Source organism: Streptomyces sp. JLBJ103 (assembly GCF_058215575.1).
The window spans coordinates 1,788,187-1,807,580 of record NZ_CM177089.1 but is presented as its reverse complement, the minus strand read 5'-3'; the positions used below and the strand labels follow the sequence as shown (position 1 = coordinate 1,807,580).

Sequence of the window (19,394 nt, the reverse complement as noted above, 5' to 3'; positions counted from 1 at the left end):
TCGCCCAGTGAAATTTAGTTCATAATCTGCTTATGGTGAGTCTCAGCCCGGTGCCCCCGCCTGTCAATGGCCCCGTCGGGCCGCTCGAGCGCGGCCTCGCCGTGCTGCGCGAGCTGACCCGGCAGGCCGCGCACGAGGGCCGCGCCACCGTCCGGCCCGGCGATCTCGTCCGTGGTACGGGGCTCGCCCGGTCCGTCGTCGACCGGGTGGTGGCCACCCTCGAGCAGCTGGGGTACGTCACGCTCGACGGGCGCGACATCGGCCTCGCGGCCCGGCTGATGGAGCTGGGCAACGCGTATCTCGCGGCCTGCGGACTGCCCGACGCGCTGCGGCCGTTCGCCGAACGGCTCGCGGACCGGCTGGACGAATCGGTCTCGGTGGCCGTGCCCGACGGCGACGGAGTGCGCTTCGTCGTCCAGGCCACGCGTCGCCGCACCATGTCCCTCGCCTTCCGGATCGGCGAACTGCTCCCCGCCGAGCGCTGCGCCCCGGGCGCGCTCTTCGCCGCGGGCTGGGACGGGCCGGCCTGGGCCGCCTGGCACGCCCGCCGCGCCGCTGATCCGCTGAACACCGCCTTCCCGGCCGTCCCGCCCCTCCGGTCGTCCACCGCGGACGGCGACTTCGAGGCCCGCGCCGAGGCCGCGGCCCGCGACGGCTGGTCCATCGACGACCAGCTGATCGAACCGGGCCTGGTGGCGGTGTCGGTACCGGTCCGGGACGCGGCGGGCCGTACCGTCTGCGCGGTCAACGTGGTCAGCCACACCAGCCGCCACGACGCCGCGGCGCTGCGCGGCGCCGTCCTGGACCCGCTGCGGGCCGAACTCCCGGCGATGGAGGCGGCGTTGGCCGCACCGCGGGGGAGGGGTGAGGTGGCGCCGTCCGGCCCGGTGGGCGCCCCGGGGGAGGACCCCGCGCGGGCGGTCAAACGGGAGCTGGGGGCCGGGTTCCTCCAGTCCCTCGCCCGGGGGCTCGCCGTCCTGCGGGCCCTGGGCACGGCCGACGCCGCCACCGGCGGGCTCGCCCTCACCGCCGTCGCCGGGGCCACCGGGCTGCCGCGGGCCACCGCCCGCCGTTCGCTGCTGACCCTCGTCGAGCTGGGCTACGCCGCGGCCGACGACCGGGGCTTCCGGCCGCTGCCGAAGGTGCTGGAGCTCGGCTACGCGCCCCTGGCCGACCTCACCTTCACCGACCTGGCCGCGCCGCATCTGCGCGAACTGGTCCGCACCGTCCAGGAGTCGGCGTCCCTGGCCGTGCTCGACGGCGGCGACATCCGGTACATCGCCCGGGTGCCCACCGTACGCATCATGAGCGTCAACATCACCATCGGCACCCGCTTCCCCGCCTATGCCACGTCCATGGGGCGGGTGCTGCTCGCGGGTCTTGACGAGCGGGCCCGCGCCGCGTATCTCGCGGGGGCGGCCCCCGAGCCGCTGACCCGGCACACCGTGACCGCCGTGCCCGAACTGGCCCGTCTGCTGGAGCGGACGGCGGCCGACGGATACGCGCTGGTGGACGAGGAGTTGGAGGAGGGGCTGCGGTCGCTCGCCGTGCCCGTACGGGGCGCGGACGGGCGGGTGGCGGCCGCGCTCAACGTGGCGACCCACGCGGGTCGCGGCACCGTGGAGAGCACCCGCCGTGAACTCCTCCCGGCGCTGCGCGCCGCCGCCGCCCGGATCGAAGCCGACCTGGCCGTCGCCGCCGCCTACCGTCCGCTCGGGACGGGTTCCCCGGAGCCACCCGCGCCCCGCGGCCCGGGACCGGGGTCTGAGACAGTGGGGGCATGAGCGCAGCGAGCACCCCTGGGGCGGGGCGTACCGGTCATGTGGTCGTCATCGGCGGTGGAATCTCCGGTCTGGCGGCGGCCCACCGGCTGCTGGCGGCCGGGGCGCGGGTGACCGTCCTGGAGGCGTCGGAGCGGCTCGGCGGCAAGCTGCTGGCGGGGGAGGTCGAGGGTGTTCCCGTGGACCTCGGCGCCGAGTCGATGCTCGCCCGGCGGCCGGAGGCGGTGGAGCTGGCGCGCGCGGTCGGCATCGGTGAACGGCTTCAGCCCCCGGCGACCGCGAACGCCTCCCTGTGGACGCGCGGCGAGCTGCGGCCGCTGCCCAAGGGGCATCTGATGGGCGTGCCCGGGGATCTCGCTCCGCTGGCCGCCTCCGGGGTGGTCTCGGACGACGGGCTCGCGCGGATCGCCCAGGAGGAGACCCTGCCGGCCACGGAGGTCGGCGAGGACGTGGCGCTCGGCGAGTTCATCGCCGCGCGGCTCGGCCGGGAGGTCGTCGACCGGCTCGTCGAGCCGCTGCTCGGCGGGGTGTACGCGGGCGATGTCTACCGCACCTCGATGCGGGCCTCGGTGCCCACCCTCTTCGAACTGGCCCGCTCCGACCGCCCGCTGACCGAGGGCGTACGGGAGCTGGTCGAGCGGGCGGCGAGTCGCCAGGGCGGCCCGGTCTTCATGGGCATCGAGGGCGGCATCGGCCGGCTGCCGCTCGCGGTGGCCGACGCGGTGCGCGCGGCGGGAGGCGAGATCCGCACCCACACCCCCGTACGGGAGCTGCGGCGGACCGCCGACGGCTGGACCGTCGCCACCGACAGCGGCGCGATCATCGCCGACGCGGTGGTGCTGGCCGCCCCCGCACCCGCCGCCGCGCGGCTGCTCGCCGCCGACTCCCCGGCCGCCTCCGCCGAGCTGGCCACCGTCGACTACGCCTCCATGGCACTGGTCACCATGGCCTTCCGCCGGGCGGACGTGGACGCGCACGCCCGGGGCAGCGGCTTCCTGGTGCCACCCGTCGACGGTCACACGATCAAGGCGGCCACCTTCTCCAGCCGCAAATGGGGCTGGCTGCGGGACACGGACCCCGAGCTGTTCCTCCTGCGTACCTCGATCGGGCGGTTTGGGGACGAGGACGACCTGAAGCGCGACGACGCCGATCTGGTAGGGCTGTCGCTCGCGGATCTCGGCGAGGCGGTCGGCCTGGCCGCCCGGCCCGTCGCGGCCCGGGTCGACCGCTGGGACGGCGGACTGCCCCAGTACCCCGTGGGCCATCTGGACCGGGTCGCGCGGATCCGTGCGGAGGTCGCCAAGCTGCCGGGGCTGGGTGTGTGCGGCGCGGTCTACGACGGCGTCGGCATCCCCGCCTGCATCGCGAGCGCCCGCCGCGCGGCCGATGAGCTGCTCGATCACCTCGGGGCCACCCTGGGGCCGGGCGGCGGACGCCGAGAGCGAGAATAGGGAGTATGACTGCTGCTCCTGAGAAGACTCCCCACGCCGGCAAAAAGGCCAAGGACCTCAACGAGGTCATCCGCTACACCCTGTGGTCGGTGTTCCGGCTGCGCGATGTACTGCCGGAGGACCGTACTGGCTACGCCGATGAGGTCGAGGAGCTCTTCGCCCAGCTCGCCGCCAAGGATGTCACCGTGCGCGGCACCTACGACGTCTCCGGGCTGCGGGCCGACGCGGACATCATGATCTGGTGGCACTCGGAGACCTCCGACGCCCTCCAGGAGGCGTACAACCTCTTCCGCCGCACCCGGCTGGGGCGGGCGCTGGAGCCGGTGTGGTCGAACATGGCGCTGCACCGCCCGGCGGAGTTCAACAAGTCGCACATCCCCGCCTTCCTCGCGGACGAGCGGGCGCGTGACTACGTCAGCGTCTACCCCTTCGTGCGCTCCTACGAGTGGTATCTGCTGCCCGACGAGGAGCGCCGCGCGATGCTCGCCGACCACGGCAAGATGGCGCGCGGCTACCCGGACGTGCGCGCCAACACCGTCGCCTCCTTCTCGCTCGGCGACTACGAGTGGATCCTCGCCTTCGAGGCGGACGAGCTGCACCGCATCGTCGACCTCATGCGCCATCTGCGCGGCTCCGAGGCGCGCCGCCATGTGCGCGAGGAGGTGCCGTTCTACACCGGACGGCGCAAGGAGGTCTCCGAGCTGGTCGCCGGGCTCGCCTGACGGCGCCACCCGCACCGCGCCCGGCACCCGAGGGGTGCCGGGCGACCGGAGCGTCAGGGCCTCACGGGGTCCCGGGCAGCGCGGCGGGCTGCTTGCCGGAGTCGGGCAGCGGGGCCGCTTCCGGCCGTGGTTCCGGCTCCGCGCGGGCGGCGCAGTCGGCGCTCCGGCCGGGGGTCTTCCCGGTCAGCAGATAGGTGTTGACATGTCGGTTGACGCAGGTGTTGGGGCCGCCCCACAGTCCGTGCGTCCCCGCGTTCCGCTCGGTCACCAGGGAGGAGCCGGGCAGCCGCCGCCACAGCTCCTTCGCCCCCGCGTAGGGGGTGGCCGCGTCACGCTCGGCGGACAGCAGCAGCACCGGCGGCAGGGTGCCGCGGCCCGGTCCGGTGCCGAGGCCGATGCCGATGTCAACGGGGCGCTGGTGGCCCAGCGGCCAGTACGCGCACGGCAGGTTCATCGCGACGTTGTCCCAGGTCTCGAACGGCGCCCGGCGGGCCAGCGCGGTGTTGTCGCGGTCCCAGGTGGACCAGGTGCGCGGCCAGGGGGCGTCATTGCACTCCACGGCCGTGTAGACGGCGTTGCCGTTCTCCTCGTCCGCCGCCGTGGCGGGGTCCGGCGCGGCCAGGTCGGCCAGCGGGGTGGGATCGCCGCGCAGATAGGCGGCCAGCGCCCGGGCGCTCGGGTCCCAGTAGGCGTCGTTGTAGCCGGTCCGCAGGAACGCGTGCTGGAGCTGGGCGGTGCCCACCGGGCCCGCGGGCTCCCGCGTCAGCCGCGCCCGCGCTTTCTCGTACGAGGCGAGCACCCGCTCCGCGGTGGTGCCGAGGTGGTAGACGCCGTCATGACGGGCCACCCAGGCGCGCCAGTCCCGCCAGCGGTGCTCGAAGGCGAGTGACTGCTCGAGGTTGTTGCGGTACCAGATCTGCCAGGGGTCGGGGTTGACCACACTGTCGAAGACCATCCGGCGCACATGGCCGGGGAACAGCGTGGCGTACACCGCGCCGTAGTACGTGCCGTACGAAGCGCCCATGAACGTCAGCCGCCGCTCGCCGAGCGCGGCGCGCAGGACATCGAGGTCGCGGGCGTTGTTGAGGGTGCTGTAGTGCGCGAGCGCGGACCCCGCGCGGCGGGCGCAACCCCGGGCGTACGCCCGCGCCCGCGCCACCATGCGCTTTTTGAAGCCCGCCGACGGACGGGGCGGGGAGCTGGTGGGCGCCTTGGCGAAGGCCGTGGGCGACTGGCACGACAGCGGTGCGGAGCGGCCGACCCCGCGGGGTGCGTAGCCGACGAAGTCGTACGCCTTCGCCACCCGCCGGAACTCCTCCTCGGTCGCGTACGAGGGGAAGGCCATTCCGGAGGCGCCGGGTCCGCCCGGGTTGTAGACCAGCGCCCCCTGGCGCCGGGCCTTGGGTCCGGTGGCGCGCACCCGGCTGACGGTGAGCGAGATCTTCGGGCCGTCGGGCCGGGCGTAGTCCAGCGGGACCGAGACCGTGCCGCAGGTGATCGGGGCGGTCAGCTGCTCGGCGCGGGGGCAGCGGCCGAAGTCGATCCCGCGGACCGCGGCCCGCCGGGCGGCGAGCGCCACGCCCTGGGCCTCGGCCGCACGGCCGAGGGGAGCCGCGGCCAGCGCGGGGGAGGCGGGTGAGGTGGACCAGGCGGGCGCGGCGGCGAGCGGAGTGGCGGCGGCCACGGCGGTGGCGGTCCCGGCGGGCGCGGCGGCCCGGGCCTGGACGACGGCGGTGCCGGCCGTGCCGGCGGTGGCGGCTGTGGCGCCGGTGGCGGCCGTGGCGCCGGTGGTGTGCGGTCCGGCGGGCGCGGCCAGCGGACGGCCGGTGGCGGGGGTGGCGAGAAGCGCGGTCATCCCGAGCGACAGGGACAGCGGTCCGAGGATGCCGTACAGCGCTGCTGCTCTCACAAGCCATCCCTTTCCGCGGTGCGCGATGATGCGTTACGCGATAAAAGGCATATTTCGTGGGGTTGTTGGCTGTGTAAAGCACCGCGCGGCGGTGTCGGGGTCATTGACCCCAATGCGCCTTCAGCGCCGCGCGCAGCGCGGGGTCGGAGAGCGCGGCGGTGCCGTGGACCGCGACCGCGGTGAGCAGCTCACCGTCGTCACCTCCGGCGTCGGCCGCGCCGCCGCCACGCCGGGCGGGGGCCCGCCGCGGCGGGATGTCGATCCGGCCCAGGAGCTGCTGTCCGGCCGGGGACGCCCACCGCGAGTAGGGATGCACCTCGACCCGGGCGATCACCAGACAGCTCGCGGTGAGGACCAGCGGCAGCACGAACCACGCGGCCACCGGCCCGTGCCCCGGTGCGGGCGGCACCAGCAGCAACGCGCCCGCCGCCGACAGCAGGACCAGCGCACACGCCGCCCCGACCTGCCGCACCGCGGACGCCACGTTCGACCGCTCGGCGGCGGAGACCGCGAGCCCGGCGCCCACCAGCCGGTCGGCCAGCGCCCGTACCGGTTCGGTGGCGGCGAGGGCGGTCCGGACGGCCGGTACCGGCGACTGGCCCTCCGGACCTATCGCGGAGATCACCGAGCGCTCCAGATCGTTCCGGCCCTCGGGGTCCACGACCGTGACCCAGCCGGTGTGCGCGAGCAGCAGCCGTCGCTCGCGGTACATCGTCAGCAGCGCGAGATCGCCGACCCGGTGCGGGCCGCCCGCCAGAAAGGCCGTCTCGTACAGGCCCAACGCCGCCGAGCGCACGGCCGGGTCGGGATCCAGGGGATGGGCGGCGGCGACCGCTGCCCGGCACAGCCGGGCGCAGCTGACGACCGCGACACCCCAGGCGACGAGCAGGAACGGGACCCACAGCATGGCCGAGTTTCTACTGGACCTGGCGCGTGTGCGCCACAGTTTTCACGATGTGGAACGGGAGGGGCGGTTTCCGCTCCCCTTGCGGTGACCGCTCCGCGCGGCTCCGGACGGCTCAGCCGCCGCCGCAGCCTCCGCCGCCACCCCCGCAGCCCCCGCCTCCACCGCAGCTGGAACCACCACCGCAGCTGGATCCACCGCCGCAGCTGGAACCTCCGCCCCCGCCGCACGACGAGCCGCTGCCGCAGGACGAACCGCCGCAGCCGGAGCCGCCCCCGCCGCACCACGAGCCGCCGGAGGAGTCCGAGGAGGGAGCGTCCCCGCTGGAGGACCCCGGCACGCTGCCCGACGTCCTGTTCGCCTCCAGCAACTGGTCCCGCAGCGCCTGGTCCTCGGCCAGGGCGGCCGCGCCGCCCAGCGCGACCGCGACCGCCACGGCGGCCGCGGCCTGGGTGGCGTACCCGTAGTGATGGCCCGGTCCGGGGTCCCCCGGTCCGAACTGCCCCGGGTGGTGGTCCGGCAGGGCGGCGGTCGTGGGAGTGGTCGAGACGTCCGCGGTGTACGTCCGAAGCGCCCGCCGTCCGGCGCCGGTCACCCGGCGCTTGCTCGCGGTCGCGCAGGCCCCGCCGATCACGAAGCCGAGGAACAGCGCGGGGAGGACCTCGACGATGAACGGCAGCTCCTGCAAGCTGTCGCTGTCCTGCTGCGACGTCGCCCAGCCGGCCACCAGCACCCCCGACCAGCTGGCCACGATCTGCGTGATGGCCCAGCGCCGCCAGAAGCGGGTGGCCTCGGGCCGCACCATCAGCCCGCGGCGCGCCAGCCCGTCGCCGATCGCCTGCACCTCCAAACTGCGCATCAGCTTCCGGCGCAGCAGGGCCAGTCCGCCGTGCGGCGCCTGGGCGCAGTACCTGAGCAGCGCGTTCTCGACGGGGTGGTGCGCGACCGGCTGCCGCACTGAGACCACCCCGGGCCCGCCGACCGCCAGCCGTCCGTCCTCGTGCATCGTGCTGATCACGGTGTCCGCCACCCGGCCGGGCCCGCCCGCCAGGAACGCCGCCTCCAGGACGTCGTGCGCCCGAGCGTACGCCTGGCCGTCGGCCGCCCCGCGGGAGCGGACGGTACCCACGATGAGGGCCACCGAAGACACCGCGACCGCCGCGTATACCAGCACCCCTGTCGTATCCATGTCTCTCACCTTCCGCTCAGCGCGTGGCGCAGGGCGCGGGCGAACCGCGTCGCGGGGTTCACCGGCAGCGGGGCGGGCCCCGACCGCTCCTTCCACCACTGGGTCAGCCGCCGCCGTGCCGCCGGGTCCCGGGGCAGGTCGTCGGCGAGCAGGTACTCGGCGAACGACAGGGCGTCGCGGCGGTAGCCGCCGGTCATCGGGCGGCGGTCCGCGTACGACAGGAACGCCGGGCGGAATCCGTCGCCCAGGATCTCCGGCAACTCGGGCGCCACATGGGCGATCACCGAGGCCCGTTTGGCCGTCAGCGCCGTGCTCTGGACGCGCAGCCGCCGCCGGTCGAAGCCCTCGGGGGCCGGAGTGCCCGCGACGAGGGCGGACAGCAGGGAGGTCTGGGTGAGCGCGAGCCGCTGCCGGGCGGCGTCGAGCGCGGCCTCGCCGGGGCCGTCGGTCACCGGGGGAGCGTCCGGGGACGCCTCCGGGGTGCACGGGGTCGCGGTTCCGGTCGCCGTCACCGCGCGGATCGCGTCGAGTTCGCCCGTCAGCTCCTCGGCCGCCGGGAAGTCCTCGTCGCGCTCCAGCAGTACGCCGGGCGGTACGGTCCGCGCGCACAGCTCGGCGAGGACATCGAGCACGGGCTGGGTCACCGGGTGGGCATGGCTGTCGTGCCAGACCCCGTCGCGTTCCACACCGCCCGCCACATGGACATAGGCGATGGCCTCGGTCGGCAGCTCGTCCAGCGCCCTGGCCGGGTCCTCGCCCCGGTTGACGTGGTTGGTGTGCAGATTGGCGACATCGATCAGCAGCCGCACCCCGGTCCGTTCCACCAACTCGGCCAGAAACTGCCCCTCCGTCATCTCCTCGCCGGGCCAGGAGATCAGCGCCGCGATGTTCTCCAGCGCGAGCGGCACCGGCAGGGCGTCCTGCGCGATCCGGACGTTCTCGCAGAGCACGTCGAGCGCGTCCCGGGTGCGGGGCACGGGCAGCAGGTGGCCCGCCTCGATCACGGGTGACGCGGTCAGCGGGCCCCCGGCCCGTACGAACGCGATGTGCTCGGTGACCAGGGGCGCGCCCAACGCCTCCACCCGCTCGCCGAGGGCCTTGAGCCGCTCGGGGTCGGGCGGTTCGGCGCCGCCCAGGCCCAGTGAGACGCCGTGCGGCACCACGGTGGTCCCGCGCTCGCGCAGCCGCTCCAGCGCGTCGGGCATATGGCCGGGGCAGACGTTCTCCGCGACCACCTCCACCCAGTCGATGCCGGGCAGTCCCGCGATCTCATCGGCGATTTCCGGTCGCCAGCCGATTCCGGTACCGAGGCGCACCATGGCTCCCCCTCCTCGTTCCGTCCCGCGTTCCGCGCGGTGTGTTCTCGCGTGCCGGGGTGATGACCCCACAGGGAGAGGACGAATCCCCCGGCCGTCCGGTTCAGAGGTTCATTTGAGCTTCTGACGTGCACCCCGGGAGGTGCCGCCGGGGCTGGGGGCGCGGTCGGCCCGGCCGCCCTGGCCGCCCGTCTCCGGGCCCACGCGGCGGGGGTGCCCGGGTGGGGCGAATGGTCACCGGGCGTCCCGAGTTGCCGAATACCGTCACTGTTACAAAATTTTGGCCCCCTGCGGCGACAGGTGTTCGGAGGGGAAAATAGGATTGTGTGGTCTTGGGGGATGGAAGGTCACCTCTTTGTGCCGCGCCCGCGCGCGGAGTGAGCGTGGGGGAAGAAGTGCAGGGCAGCAGCGACAGCAACGCGGCGGGGAAGCACCGGAAGCACCGCCGTGCCGCTCCGCCGAAGATCCGCCGCGGACCGGCTTTCCCGGGCCGCCGTCGTCGTTTGGCCGCCTCGGGGCGCAGGCTCATGCTGCTGCGTCGCTGGGCGGCGGGGAGCGTCCGGCTGAACTATCCCCGGGCGGGCCGGAGGGGGGTGTGGCGCTGGCTGCCGTCATGGCGTCAGACGTCCTTGTTCTTCCTCTTCTGTCTGGGAATCATGACCGGGCTGCTGAGCTTTCTCTATATGCGGACCGACATACCCAAGGACCTGAACGACTTCGCCACCCAGCAGGACAATGTCTACTACTGGGCCGATGGCAGCGAGATGGCCCGCACCGGACCGGTCAACCGCCAGGAGGTCCCCCTCGACAAGGTGCCGGAAAAGGTCCAATGGGCTGTGCTGGCCGCCGAGAACGCCAGTTTCTACTCCGACAGCGGGGTCTCTCCCGCTGGGCTGATGCGTGCCGCGACCCGGATGGTGGCCGGCGGGGAGACCCAGGGCGGCTCCACCATCACCCAGCAGTATGTGAAGAACGCCTATCTGAATCAGCGCCAGACGTTCTCCCGCAAGCTCACCGAGATGTTCATCGCGATCAAGCTGGACGACCGGATGAGCAAGGAAGAGATTCTCGAGCGGTATCTGAACACCAGCTGGTTCGGCCGTGGCACCTACGGTATTCAGCGGGCCTCCTACGCGTACTACGGCAAGGACGTCTCGCGGCTGAATCCGAGTGAGGGCGCGCTGCTCGCCTCACTGCTCAAGGGCGCCGGGTCAATGGACCCCACCCTCGGCGAGAAGAACCGCCAGCGCGTGGTGGATCGCTGGAAGTGGGTGCTCGACCGCATGGTCGAGATCGGAAAGCTCTCACCCGAAGAGCGCGCGAAGTACACCAAGTTCCCCGAGCCCAAGGCGCCGCCCAAACCCGAGGGGCTGACCGGACAGGTCGGATATCTGGTGGAGACCGCCCGTGTGTATGTCAGTTCCCACACTGATGTCTCCGACGCCGACTTCGATCTCGGCGGGTACCAGATCCACACCACCTTCGAGAAGCCGAAGGTGGACGAGCTGGCCAAGGCCGTGAAGAAGGCGCGCGCCTCGTTCGATCCGAAGAACCGGCGCGGCGACCGCCATGTGCGGATCGGCGCCGCCTCCGTGGCACCGGACGGCAGGATCGCCGCGCTGTACGGCGGTCCGGGCTATCTGGAGCAGGGGTTCAACGACGCCAACGCCTCCAATGTGCCCGCCGGTACGGCCTTCACCCCGTTCGTCTACGCCGCCGCGTTGCGCGACGGGGTACTGCTCGACCGCGACCGCCCGCGTAAGCCCGTCTCCCCCACCAGCCTCTACGACGGCAACAACAAGGTGGCCGTACGGACGCCCGAGGGGCCGTACTGGGACCGCAGCGGGAAGATCGTGCGGGCGGCCAACGACGGTGACAAGTCCTTTGGGCAGGTCAGCCTGCGTCAGGCGATCGTGCAGTCGATCAACACCCCGATGATGCAGCTCGGTATGGACGTCGGCCTGGACCGGGTTCGTCAGGCGTCCATCGACGCGGGGATGCTGCCCAGCAGCTTCGGTGCCCGGGTGCCCGCGTTCTCGCTCGGCACCGCCACCCCCAGCTCCATCCGGATGGCCAGCGCCTACGGGACGTTCGCCGCCAAGGGCATGCACGCCCCGCCGTACTCGGTCAGCGGACTCACCCGAAACGGGGAGAAGTTCCAGCTGCGGAAGGACCGTACCCAGCGGGCGTTCAGCGAGACGGTCGCGAACCAGGTGGACGACGCGCTGCGCGGCGCCGTCCAGAGCGGGACGGGCTCGGCGCACGCGGCCGGCACGGCCGGATCCGATGTGGCCGGGAAGCGCGGGATGGCGCAGGACGGCACCTCGGCCTGGTTCGTCGGCTACACCAAGAAGCTGTCCACGGCGGTGTCGCTGTCGCGGGTGGACCCCAAGACCCAGGAGCTGTTGCCGCTCGAGGACTTGGGCGGGGCGGGTGCGGTCCCCTCGGTGGACACCTATCCGCTGTCCATCTGGACGCGCTATATGACAGCTGCCGCCCGCGAATGAGACGCGATCACCCCCGGGGCGGATTCCCCGGGGGTGCGGGAGGAGAAGAGGCCGGACCGGCTATTTCCTGGTGAAGGTGCGCCAGTCCGGGGATTCCGCGGAATCCAGCATCCGCAGTTTTGCCAGTACTGCCGGGTCCTGCACATCGAGCCAGTCGGCGAGCTGCTTGAACGACACACACCGCACACCGTCACGACGGCAGACGTTCCGCATCACGTCCTCGATGGCCTTCATATAGATGCCGCCGTTCCAGGTTTCGAAGTGGTTTCCGATGAACAGCGGGGCGCGGCTGCCGTGATAGACGCGCTCGAAGCCGTTCATATAGGCCTGGCGGGTCAGCCGCTCCCACTCCGCGTATTTCGACGGATCGCCCTCGGTGCTGTCGCCGGACTGTTTGTCGAGGAAGTTGAAGTCCATCGACAGGACCTGCTTCTCGGTCTCCGGGTACGGCACCAGCTGAAGCGGGAAGTTCCAGATGCCGTTGAGCTTCGAAGGCCATATCTGGAAGTCGCCCGGTGAACTGGCGTCATAGCGCCAGCCGAGCGACTTGATCGCCGGGAGCAGATTCTTCTGTCCCTCCAGGCACGGCGCGCGCCCGCCCGTCAGCTCCACGTCGTAGTCGAAGGGCAGCGGTTTGATGTCGGAGAAGCCGGTGTTGGTCTTCCAGTTCTTCACAAACGAATACGCCTGCTCGGTCTCGCTCTTCCACTCCTCGGTGGTCCAGTCCTCGCCGCCCTTGGTGCCGCAGAAATGGCCGTTGAAGTGGGAGCCGATCTCATTGCCCTCCTGCCAGGCGCCGCGCAGCTGTTCCAGCGTCTCCCGGATGTGCTCGTCGGTGGGGAAGGAGATGGCGGCCGACCCCTGCTTGTGCTGCGGCGGCCGGTACAGATCGCTCTTCGACTTGGGCAGCAGATACATACCGCTCAGGAAGAACGTCATCGTGGCATTGCTCTCCTTGGCGACCCGACGGAAACGCGAAAAGAGATGGTCGTCTCCCTCCAGCGCCCCGTCCCAGGAGAACACCACGAACTGCGGCGGTTTCTCGCCCGGTTTGAGCTTCCGCGGCTTCAGCTGTTTCGGCTGCGGGCCGGTGTAGGAAGTGGAGCCGTCACCGAGGACCTTGACCTTGCCGTCCCAGTCGGCGTACTTCTCCTTCTTCTTTTTCGCCTCCTTGGGCAGACGGTCCGGCCTCGGGGAGGCGGCGGCCGCCGGGAGGTCTCCGTCCCGTGTGTCCCCCGTGTCTCCGCGCGAGGTCAGGGCTATGAGTAGCGCCACGACGACCGCCACAGCCGTGAGTGCTCCGAGGGGCCCCACCACGCCGTGGGCGCTCCGCGCGTTCAAAACCTTCCACGCCTTCATGATCTTCAGCGCCTTCAACGGGCCCGCCCCCAGCACCAGTCCAGATGTAACCCCCGCTCTAGTATCACAGAAATATCACGTGCCTTTCACATCGGTCACCTCACCATCCGGTCAGCAGCAGATGGTTGATGAGAAGTGCCACCGCGGCCTGGACCATGAGCCAATGACGCCGGTCCCGCACGGGCAGCAACGCGGCCCCGGGCAGCAGCCAGAGGAGGAACGGCAGCCAGATCCGCTCGGTCTCCGCCTTGCTCATACCGGACAGATCGGCGACGGTCAGCGCGAGCAGCGCGGCGAAGGTCAGCACCACCAGACCGTCCGGCGCGCCCGAGCCGCCGCCGCGCAGCCGCCGTACCGCACCCGGGGCGGCCACCGCCACCCGGCGCGCCCCGGCCACACAGGCCGGACCGGCGGCGACTCCCGCGACGGCGAGATTGGCCCACACCCAGTAGGCGTACGGCCGGTCCGCGGCGACGCCCTGGTAGTAGCGGTCCACCAGCAGGTCGTACCCCTCCCACCACGCGAACCCGGACAGCGTGAACACACCCGCCACCGCGACCACTCCGGCCAGCGCCCAGGGCAGCGGCTTGGCCGTACGGGCGAGCACCAGCACGGCCAGGGCGGGCAGCGCCAGCAGGGTGAGCCCGTACGAGAGATACGCGGTGAACCCCAGCAGCAGCCCCGCCGCCAGCGCCACGGCCCCCGGGGCGCGCACCGTACGCCGCGCCGCCAGCGCCAGCAGCGCCAGCCCCCACGCCGCCACGGCCGCGAAGTAGCCGTCCGCCGAGGCCCCCACCCACACCGCCGTCGGGGCCAGCACCAGGAACGGCGCGGCGGTGCGCGCCGCCCGTTCCTCGCCCAGCGCGCGCAGGGCGACCAGCACCGCGGCCGCCGCCGAGCTCCCCGCCGTGACGCAGAACGTCCCCGCCCACGCCCCGCCGCCCAGGCCCAGCCGGTCCAGCCCGACGAAGGTGAGCACCGCGCCCGGCGGATGGCCCGCGATATGCGCCGGCCAGTGGTCGGGCTGGGTCAGCAGGATGTGATCGGTGAACCCGCGCAGCGCCGCGCCGATGTCATCGAACCGGTCCACCCCGCGCAGATACTCATGGCGCTGGGTCAGCCGCTCGGCCACGCCCCGGCCCCAGCCGTCGACCAGCGCCAGCGACCATGTCCACACCATGGCCGTCCCCCACACCGCCGCCAGCAGCCCGCGCCACGGCAGCCGCAGCGCCAGCCGCGGCCCGTGGACGACGACGGCCACGGCGACGGTCAGGGCGGCGGGTGTACCGGGCCCCACATGGGGCAGCCAGTCGGCGTACAGCGGTGCCCAGTCGACGTACAGGGAGTGGTCGGCGCGCTGGATCAGGGTGCCCACGACGGCGGCCACCGCGAAGAGGACGGCGCCCGCCACGGCGGTCAGCACATCCGGGCGGCGGCCGGCCCGCCCGGGGTCCGCGGCGGGACGGGGCTCGCCGGCGGTGCGGACGGGGAGTTTCATGGTGCGGAGGGGGAATTTCACGGTGCGGAGAGGGAGTTTCACGACGTCACGCTAAGTCGCGGGACCGGGCGTCGGGCGGTCGCGGCGCGCCTTGTCATCGAACCGTCAGATCCTGGCGGCACGCTCGGAGCCGACGGCCCTGACGTCAGACTTTTGTCATCGGTCCAAGCCCCCGGAAAGCGCCCGAGCGGCCCTACGGTCGAGCCATGAGCAACCCTCCCCACCTCGGCCGCGGGCGCCGCACCCCGTGGCGGAGCCCCCTGCGCGGCCCCTGGCTGACCTCCGTCTTCGGCCTGGTGCTGCTCGTCGGCATCCCCGTGCTCTTCGTGACCGGTCTGCTGTCGTACGCCGCCTACAACCCCGATCTGTCCCCGGTCAACGACAAGACACCGGACAAGGGGCTGCTCGGCTTCTACCTCTTCTCCTGGCCGACGCACCCCTCCTGGATCTACCGCGTCAACCAGGGGGTCCACGTCACGCTCGGTATCGTGCTCGTCCCCGTCCTGCTCGCGAAGCTCTGGTCGGTCATCCCCAAGCTCTTCGAGCGCCCTCCGGTGCGTTCCGTGGCACACGGGCTGGAGCGGCTCTCACTGCTGGCGCTGGTGGGCGGCGGGCTCTTCGAATTCGCCACCGGGGTGCTCAACGTCCAGCTGGACTACATCTTCCCGGGCTCCTTCTACCCGCTGCACTTCTACGGCGCGTGGATCTTCATGGCCGCTGTTGTCGTCCATGTGGCCCTGCGCTTCCCCCGGATGGTGCGTGCGCTGAAGGGCCGTGATCTGCGGGCGGAGCTGCGTACGCCGGTCTCCCGCACCCGGCCCGAACCGCCCGACGACACCGGTCTGGTGAGCCCCGACCCGGCCCCGCCCACGATGTCGCGCCGCGGTGCGCTCGGGATGGTCGGCGCCGGGTCGGCCGCCCTGCTGGTGGTGACGGCGGGCCAGAGCATCGGCGGCCCGCTGCGCGAGACCGCGCTGCTCGCCCCGCACAACCGCGAACCCGGCCGCGGCCCCAACGGCTTCCAGATCAACAAGACCGCCGCGGCCGTCGGGATCCGCGCCCGCGACATGGGCTCCGACTGGCGGCTGGTGGTACGCGGCGGGGACCGCGAACTCGTCCTCACCCGGCAGCAGGTACTGCGGCTGCCTCAGCACGGCGCACAGCTGCCCATCGCCTGTGTGGAGGGCTGGTCCACCCCCGACCAGCGGTGGGAGGGGGTACGGCTGGCCGACCTCGCCGCGCTCGTCGGCCACCGCGACCGACCGCCGGGCGTCCTGGTGGAGTCCGTACAGCGGCACGGCTCCTTCCGCACCGTCGCCCTGCGCGACAACCAGGTCCGCGACCCGCGCTCACTGCTCGCCCTGAAGGTCAACGGCGCGGATCTGTCACCGGATCACGGCTATCCCGCGCGCATCATCGTCCCCGGCGCGCCGGGTGTGCAGAACACCAAGTGGGTCGGGCGGCTGAGCTTCGGGGAGACGCTGTGAGGGGCCGTTACGGGGCGTCCCCGTGGCATCTGCTGTTGCTGCTGTGCTCCTTCGCGCTGACCGCCTACGCCGGTGTCCGGCTGCTGAGCGGCGACTGGTTCGGCATCGCGCTCTGGATCGTGGGCGCGGCCCTTCTGCACGACCTGGTGCTGCTGCCGCTGTACGCGCTCGCCGACCGGGCGGTCAGCGCGGTCCTGCCCGCTCCCGCCGTCTGGATCAACCACATCCGGGTACCCGCCTTCGTCTCCGGGCTGTTGCTGCTGGTCTGGTTCCCGCTGATCCTGGGCGAGCAGACACGGCGCTACGAACGCTCGACCGGGCTGTCGGCCGATGTCTTCCTGCGGCGCTGGCTGCTGATCACCGCGGTGCTGTTCGCCGTGTCGGCCCTGTGGCTGGCCCTGCGGCGGTGGCGCGAACGCCCCGACCGCGCGCCGGAGGTGAGCCGCTGACGGCTCCTGGCCCCTTGTGACGCAGCGCCCGCCCGCGCCGCCCCGCCGTCCGGCGGGGGCGCGGGCGGGCGCTTGCCTGCTGCGGGGAGGCGGTGCGCCTGCGGTACGTGGTGGGGTGCGCTTCGGGCGTTCGCTGTCGACGGGACCGTCCGTCAGCGTGGCGCGACGGGTGGGGCCGGGTACCTCCGGTGGGCCGGAGGCCGTGGTAGCGGTTCGGGCGCTTCGGCGGGGGCAGTCGTATGCGGTCGCGCGCCGTGGGCTCCGCACGCCGCGACGGGCGGGGCACCCGCGTGCGGTGGCGAACGTGCGCCGTGGGCAACGCGCTTCGGAACGGGCGGTGGGGTCGGGGTTTGGTGGTGGCCGCGCCACGACCGGGCGACAGGCGACAGGCGGGCCGGGGCGGTGGGCCGGAGGCCGTGGTAGCGGCCGGGCGGTCCGGGTGAGCGGGCGTATGCGGGGCCGCGTGCCATGGGCCATGCGTGCCGCGATGGACGAGCCACCCGGGCGCGTACCCGAACGTGGGCCGGAGGGGCGGCCATAGGCCGGTCGGCCGTGCGGGTGGGAGGACACCGCACCGCCGACCGGAGTCGCGGGGCCGGACAGGGCTCAGCGTTCGGTGGCCGCGCGGGGGCCGGGCGTCGCGCGGCGCAGGGCCACGAAGTCGCGGTCGAGCGCCGACCAGCGCTCGACGGCGGTCCAGCCCGCCGCGCGGGCGTGGCGCAGCAGGGCCGGGGTGCCCACCCGGGCCCAGGGGAAGTCCGTGCCGACGCCGCCGCGTCCGTCGTCCACCCGTACCCGGACCCGTTCGTCGATGTCCTCCGGCGCCACTTCCACCAGCAGCAGTCCGTCCGGGGCGAGGACCTGGCCGACTCGGGTGAGCAGGGCTCGCGGATCGCCGCCGATGCCGATGTTGCCGTCGATCAGCAGCGCCGTACCCCAGCGCCCCTCACCCGGCAGCGGCTCGAACACCGAGCGGCACAGGGCCGGGCCGCCCGCCCCGACCGTGCGGGCGACCGCCGCGCGGCTCACATCGATGCCCAGGCAGGGACGGCCGAGCAGGGCCAGCGCGACCACCAGCCGTCCGGGGCCGCAGCCGATGTCGAGGACGGAGCCCCGGCACCGCTTCAGCACGGTGCGGTCGGCGGCGTCGGCGTCCGCGCACCAGCGTTCGACCTCCAGCGGCAGCAGGGACCCGTCGGCACGGCGCAGGAACAGCGGTCCGCGTCCGGCGCGCAGCGCCCGCGTATAGGGGTCGGCACGCCAGGAGGCGGGGTTTCCCCGGCCGTTGGAGCCGGTGAACCGCTCGCGCAGTGCGGTGTCCGTCGCCGCCCCGTTCCGTATGGACCCGGCCGCGGTCATCGGGTGGCCGCCCGTGCCGACAGCCGGGCGAGGGTGCGGGCGAACCGGCCACCCGGGGCGGCGGCCGCCACCTTGAGGGCGTCGCTCGCCGTGTCGACGTCGCGCAGCGTCGGCAGATCGCGTACCCGCAGCCCGGCGTCGGTGAGCCGACGCCGTTGTACGGCACCGGTGGTGGCGGTGGACATCGGCACTCCGCGCAGCAGCCCGGGGTCCGGTTCGGCCAGCCCCAGGGCCCAGAAGCCGCCGTCGGCGGCCGGGCCGAACCAGGCGTCGCAGCCGGTCCAGCCGTCGGCGTCCAGCACCGGGGCGAGGAGGGCGGGGGTGATCTGCGGGGTGTCCATGCCGACCAGCAGGGTGGGTCCCCGGCAGCCCTCGAACGCGCCGGCCAGCCGCTCGTCGAGACCGCCGCCGCACTGCGGCACGACCTCGATGCCCGGTGGCAGCCAGCTCCCCGGACGGCCGTCGAGCGCCAGCACCCTGCGCCGCGCGGGCATCTCGGCCACGGCCCGCAGGGTGTCGGTGAGGGCGGCCTCGGCGAGTGCGGCGGCCTCCGCCGGGGTGTACGGGGGAGTGAGCCGGGTCTTCACCCGGCCCGCCACCGGCTCCTTGGCGATGACGAGCAGGGTGATCCCCCCTCCCGCCCCGTTCCGCGCGGGGCTCAACGGGCCGCCCCCGCCCGGCCGTTCGCGCCGATGCCGGACGCGGCAGGCTGCCGCAGCACCGCCCGCATATCGCGGACCGCGTGCCAGGTGCCCCGCCAGGTGCCGGTGACCTTCGACCTCCCCGCGCGCGGCAGATACGGCACATCGCGTTCCTCGATCCGCCACCCCGCGTCGGACGCCCGCACCACCATTTGCAGCGGATAGCCGCTGCGCCGGTCGGTGAGGTCGAGGTCCAGCAGCGGTTCGCGCCGTGCGGCCCGCAGCGGGCCGAGGTCGTGCAGCCCGAGGCCGGTCCGGCGGCGCAGCATCCGGGCAAGGGCGAGGTTGCCGAGCCGGGCGTGCACCGGCCAGGCGCCCGGCCCCTGCGGACGGCGGCGTCCGAGCACCAGGTCCGCACCGCCCTCGGCGAGGGTGGTCACGAAGCCGGTCAGCAGCCCGGGGTCGAGCGTGGCGTCGCAGTCGCAGAAGCAGACGAACTCCGCCTCGGCGGCGAGCAGTCCGGCGTGGCAGGCCGCTCCGAAGCCACGGCGGGGTTCGTGCACGACGGTCGCGCCATGGGCGCGGGCGACGGCGGCCGAACCGTCGGTGGAGCCGTTGTCGACGACGATGGCGCGCCAGCCGTCGGGGATGCGTGCCAGCACCCAGGGCAGGGCGGCGGCCTCGTCCAGGCACGGCAGGACAACATCGGCACGGGGGACGTCGGCTCGGGGAACGTCGGCACGGGGAGGGATCGCAGGTCTCACGCGCTCCACACTACGAAGAACAAAGCGGCATTTCGGACTTCGTGTCCTTACGAAACAC

The 19,394-nt window shown here is 73.2% G+C and carries 15 protein-coding genes; 6 read left to right on the top strand and 9 right to left on the bottom strand.

All coding sequences use genetic code 11. The features are described from left to right. Positions 1-32 precede the first annotated feature (32 nt). The 3 genes from AC4BEG_RS07765 to hemQ are packed head-to-tail and all read left to right on the top strand — an operon-like array spanning position 33 to position 3,954. The gene (locus tag AC4BEG_RS07765; protein ID WP_490705165.1) at positions 33-1,784 is read left to right on the top strand and encodes an IclR family transcriptional regulator domain-containing protein; all 1,752 of its coding nucleotides are present in this window, start codon (positions 33-35) and stop codon (positions 1,782-1,784) included. Continuing rightward, positions 1,781-3,232, top strand: coding sequence for a protoporphyrinogen oxidase (gene hemG, locus AC4BEG_RS07760; RefSeq protein ID WP_490705164.1), 1,452 nt, complete (start codon positions 1,781-1,783; stop codon positions 3,230-3,232). The genes AC4BEG_RS07765 and hemG overlap by 4 nt, the downstream gene beginning before the upstream one ends. A 5-nt stretch (positions 3,233-3,237) precedes the next feature. Then, on the top strand, positions 3,238-3,954 hold the full coding sequence (gene hemQ, locus AC4BEG_RS07755) for a hydrogen peroxide-dependent heme synthase (RefSeq protein WP_490705163.1): 717 nt from the start codon (positions 3,238-3,240) through the stop codon (positions 3,952-3,954). Positions 3,955-4,015: 61 nt separating this feature from the next. Here hemQ and AC4BEG_RS07750 read toward each other — a convergent pair whose 3' ends face one another. The 4 genes from AC4BEG_RS07750 to AC4BEG_RS07735 form a co-directional block, all read right to left on the bottom strand. Next, positions 4,016-5,863: an alpha/beta hydrolase gene (locus AC4BEG_RS07750; protein ID WP_490705162.1), complete on the bottom strand. Its 1,848-nt coding sequence runs from the start codon at positions 5,861-5,863 to the stop codon at positions 4,016-4,018. Positions 5,864-5,963: 100 nt separating this feature from the next. Beyond that, positions 5,964-6,770, bottom strand: coding sequence for a TIGR04222 domain-containing membrane protein (locus AC4BEG_RS07745; RefSeq protein ID WP_490705161.1), 807 nt, complete (start codon positions 6,768-6,770; stop codon positions 5,964-5,966). Between the two features lie 112 nt (positions 6,771-6,882). Beyond that, complete coding sequence (locus AC4BEG_RS07740; RefSeq protein WP_490705160.1) at positions 6,883-7,956, bottom strand: TIGR04222 domain-containing membrane protein; 1,074 nt, start codon at positions 7,954-7,956, stop codon at positions 6,883-6,885. 5 nt (positions 7,957-7,961) lie between these two features. Beyond that, a complete protein-coding gene (locus tag AC4BEG_RS07735) occupies positions 7,962-9,275 on the bottom strand; it encodes an MbnB/TglH/ChrH family RiPP precursor modification enzyme (protein WP_490705159.1) in 1,314 nt (437 codons plus the stop codon). A gap of 380 nt (positions 9,276-9,655) precedes the next feature. Between AC4BEG_RS07735 and AC4BEG_RS07730 the strand changes: the two genes are divergently transcribed. Beyond that, positions 9,656-11,779, top strand: a complete 2,124-nt coding sequence (locus tag AC4BEG_RS07730; protein ID WP_490705158.1) for a transglycosylase domain-containing protein — start codon at positions 9,656-9,658, stop codon at positions 11,777-11,779. Positions 11,780-11,839: 60 nt separating this feature from the next. On the opposite strand, the gene AC4BEG_RS07725 is transcribed toward AC4BEG_RS07730, so the two are convergent. Together AC4BEG_RS07725 and AC4BEG_RS07720 are read right to left on the bottom strand one after the other, a co-directional pair. Continuing rightward, positions 11,840-13,138 (bottom strand): polysaccharide deacetylase family protein, encoded by a 1,299-nt coding sequence (locus tag AC4BEG_RS07725; protein ID WP_490707020.1) that lies wholly within the window; start codon positions 13,136-13,138, stop codon positions 11,840-11,842. 100 nt (positions 13,139-13,238) lie between these two features. Beyond that, positions 13,239-14,636, bottom strand: a complete 1,398-nt coding sequence (locus tag AC4BEG_RS07720; RefSeq protein WP_490707019.1) for a hypothetical protein — start codon at positions 14,634-14,636, stop codon at positions 13,239-13,241. A 206-nt stretch (positions 14,637-14,842) separates the two neighbouring features. Here AC4BEG_RS07720 and AC4BEG_RS07715 point away from each other — a divergent pair, with 206 nt between their 5' ends. Both AC4BEG_RS07715 and AC4BEG_RS07710 read left to right on the top strand, forming a co-directional pair. After that, on the top strand, positions 14,843-16,123 hold the full coding sequence (locus AC4BEG_RS07715) for a molybdopterin-dependent oxidoreductase (protein ID WP_490705157.1): 1,281 nt from the start codon (positions 14,843-14,845) through the stop codon (positions 16,121-16,123). Further along, a complete protein-coding gene (locus tag AC4BEG_RS07710; RefSeq protein ID WP_490705156.1) occupies positions 16,120-16,572 on the top strand; it encodes a hypothetical protein in 453 nt (150 codons plus the stop codon). Before AC4BEG_RS07715 ends, AC4BEG_RS07710 begins: the two co-directional genes overlap by 4 nt. 606 nt (positions 16,573-17,178) lie before the next feature. Here the strand turns inward: AC4BEG_RS07710 and AC4BEG_RS07705 are convergent. The 3 genes from AC4BEG_RS07705 to AC4BEG_RS07695 are packed head-to-tail and all read right to left on the bottom strand — an operon-like array spanning position 17,179 to position 19,336. Beyond that, the gene (locus AC4BEG_RS07705) at positions 17,179-17,931 is read right to left on the bottom strand and encodes a methyltransferase domain-containing protein (RefSeq protein ID WP_490705155.1); all 753 of its coding nucleotides are present in this window, start codon (positions 17,929-17,931) and stop codon (positions 17,179-17,181) included. Continuing rightward, the gene (locus AC4BEG_RS07700) at positions 17,928-18,593 is read right to left on the bottom strand and encodes a TIGR04282 family arsenosugar biosynthesis glycosyltransferase (protein WP_490705154.1); all 666 of its coding nucleotides are present in this window, start codon (positions 18,591-18,593) and stop codon (positions 17,928-17,930) included. Before AC4BEG_RS07700 ends, AC4BEG_RS07705 begins: the two co-directional genes overlap by 4 nt. After that, positions 18,590-19,336, bottom strand: a complete 747-nt coding sequence (locus AC4BEG_RS07695; RefSeq protein WP_490705153.1) for a glycosyltransferase family 2 protein — start codon at positions 19,334-19,336, stop codon at positions 18,590-18,592. The genes AC4BEG_RS07700 and AC4BEG_RS07695 overlap by 4 nt, the downstream gene beginning before the upstream one ends. Positions 19,337-19,394 lie beyond the last annotated feature (58 nt).

What these genes read in the sequence shown, in the direction of transcription:
- AC4BEG_RS07765 (WP_490705165.1), top strand. Translation starts at nt 33, where the DNA reads ATGGTGAGTCTCAGCCCGGTGCCCCCGCCTGTCAATGGCCCCGTCGGG.
- hemG (WP_490705164.1), top strand. Translation starts at nt 1,781, where the DNA reads ATGAGCGCAGCGAGCACCCCTGGGGCGGGGCGTACCGGTCATGTGGTC.
- hemQ (WP_490705163.1), top strand. Translation starts at nt 3,238, where the DNA reads ATGACTGCTGCTCCTGAGAAGACTCCCCACGCCGGCAAAAAGGCCAAG.
- AC4BEG_RS07745 (WP_490705161.1), bottom strand. Translation starts at nt 6,770, where the DNA reads ATGCTGTGGGTCCCGTTCCTGCTCGTCGCCTGGGGTGTCGCGGTCGTC.
- AC4BEG_RS07740 (WP_490705160.1), bottom strand. Translation starts at nt 7,956, where the DNA reads ATGGATACGACAGGGGTGCTGGTATACGCGGCGGTCGCGGTGTCTTCG.
- AC4BEG_RS07735 (WP_490705159.1), bottom strand. Translation starts at nt 9,275, where the DNA reads ATGGTGCGCCTCGGTACCGGAATCGGCTGGCGACCGGAAATCGCCGAT.
- AC4BEG_RS07725 (WP_490707020.1), bottom strand. Translation starts at nt 13,138, where the DNA reads ATGAAGGCGTGGAAGGTTTTGAACGCGCGGAGCGCCCACGGCGTGGTG.
- AC4BEG_RS07720 (WP_490707019.1), bottom strand. Translation starts at nt 14,636, where the DNA reads ATGAAACTCCCCGTCCGCACCGCCGGCGAGCCCCGTCCCGCCGCGGAC.
- AC4BEG_RS07715 (WP_490705157.1), top strand. Translation starts at nt 14,843, where the DNA reads ATGAGCAACCCTCCCCACCTCGGCCGCGGGCGCCGCACCCCGTGGCGG.
- AC4BEG_RS07705 (WP_490705155.1), bottom strand. Translation starts at nt 17,931, where the DNA reads ATGACCGCGGCCGGGTCCATACGGAACGGGGCGGCGACGGACACCGCA.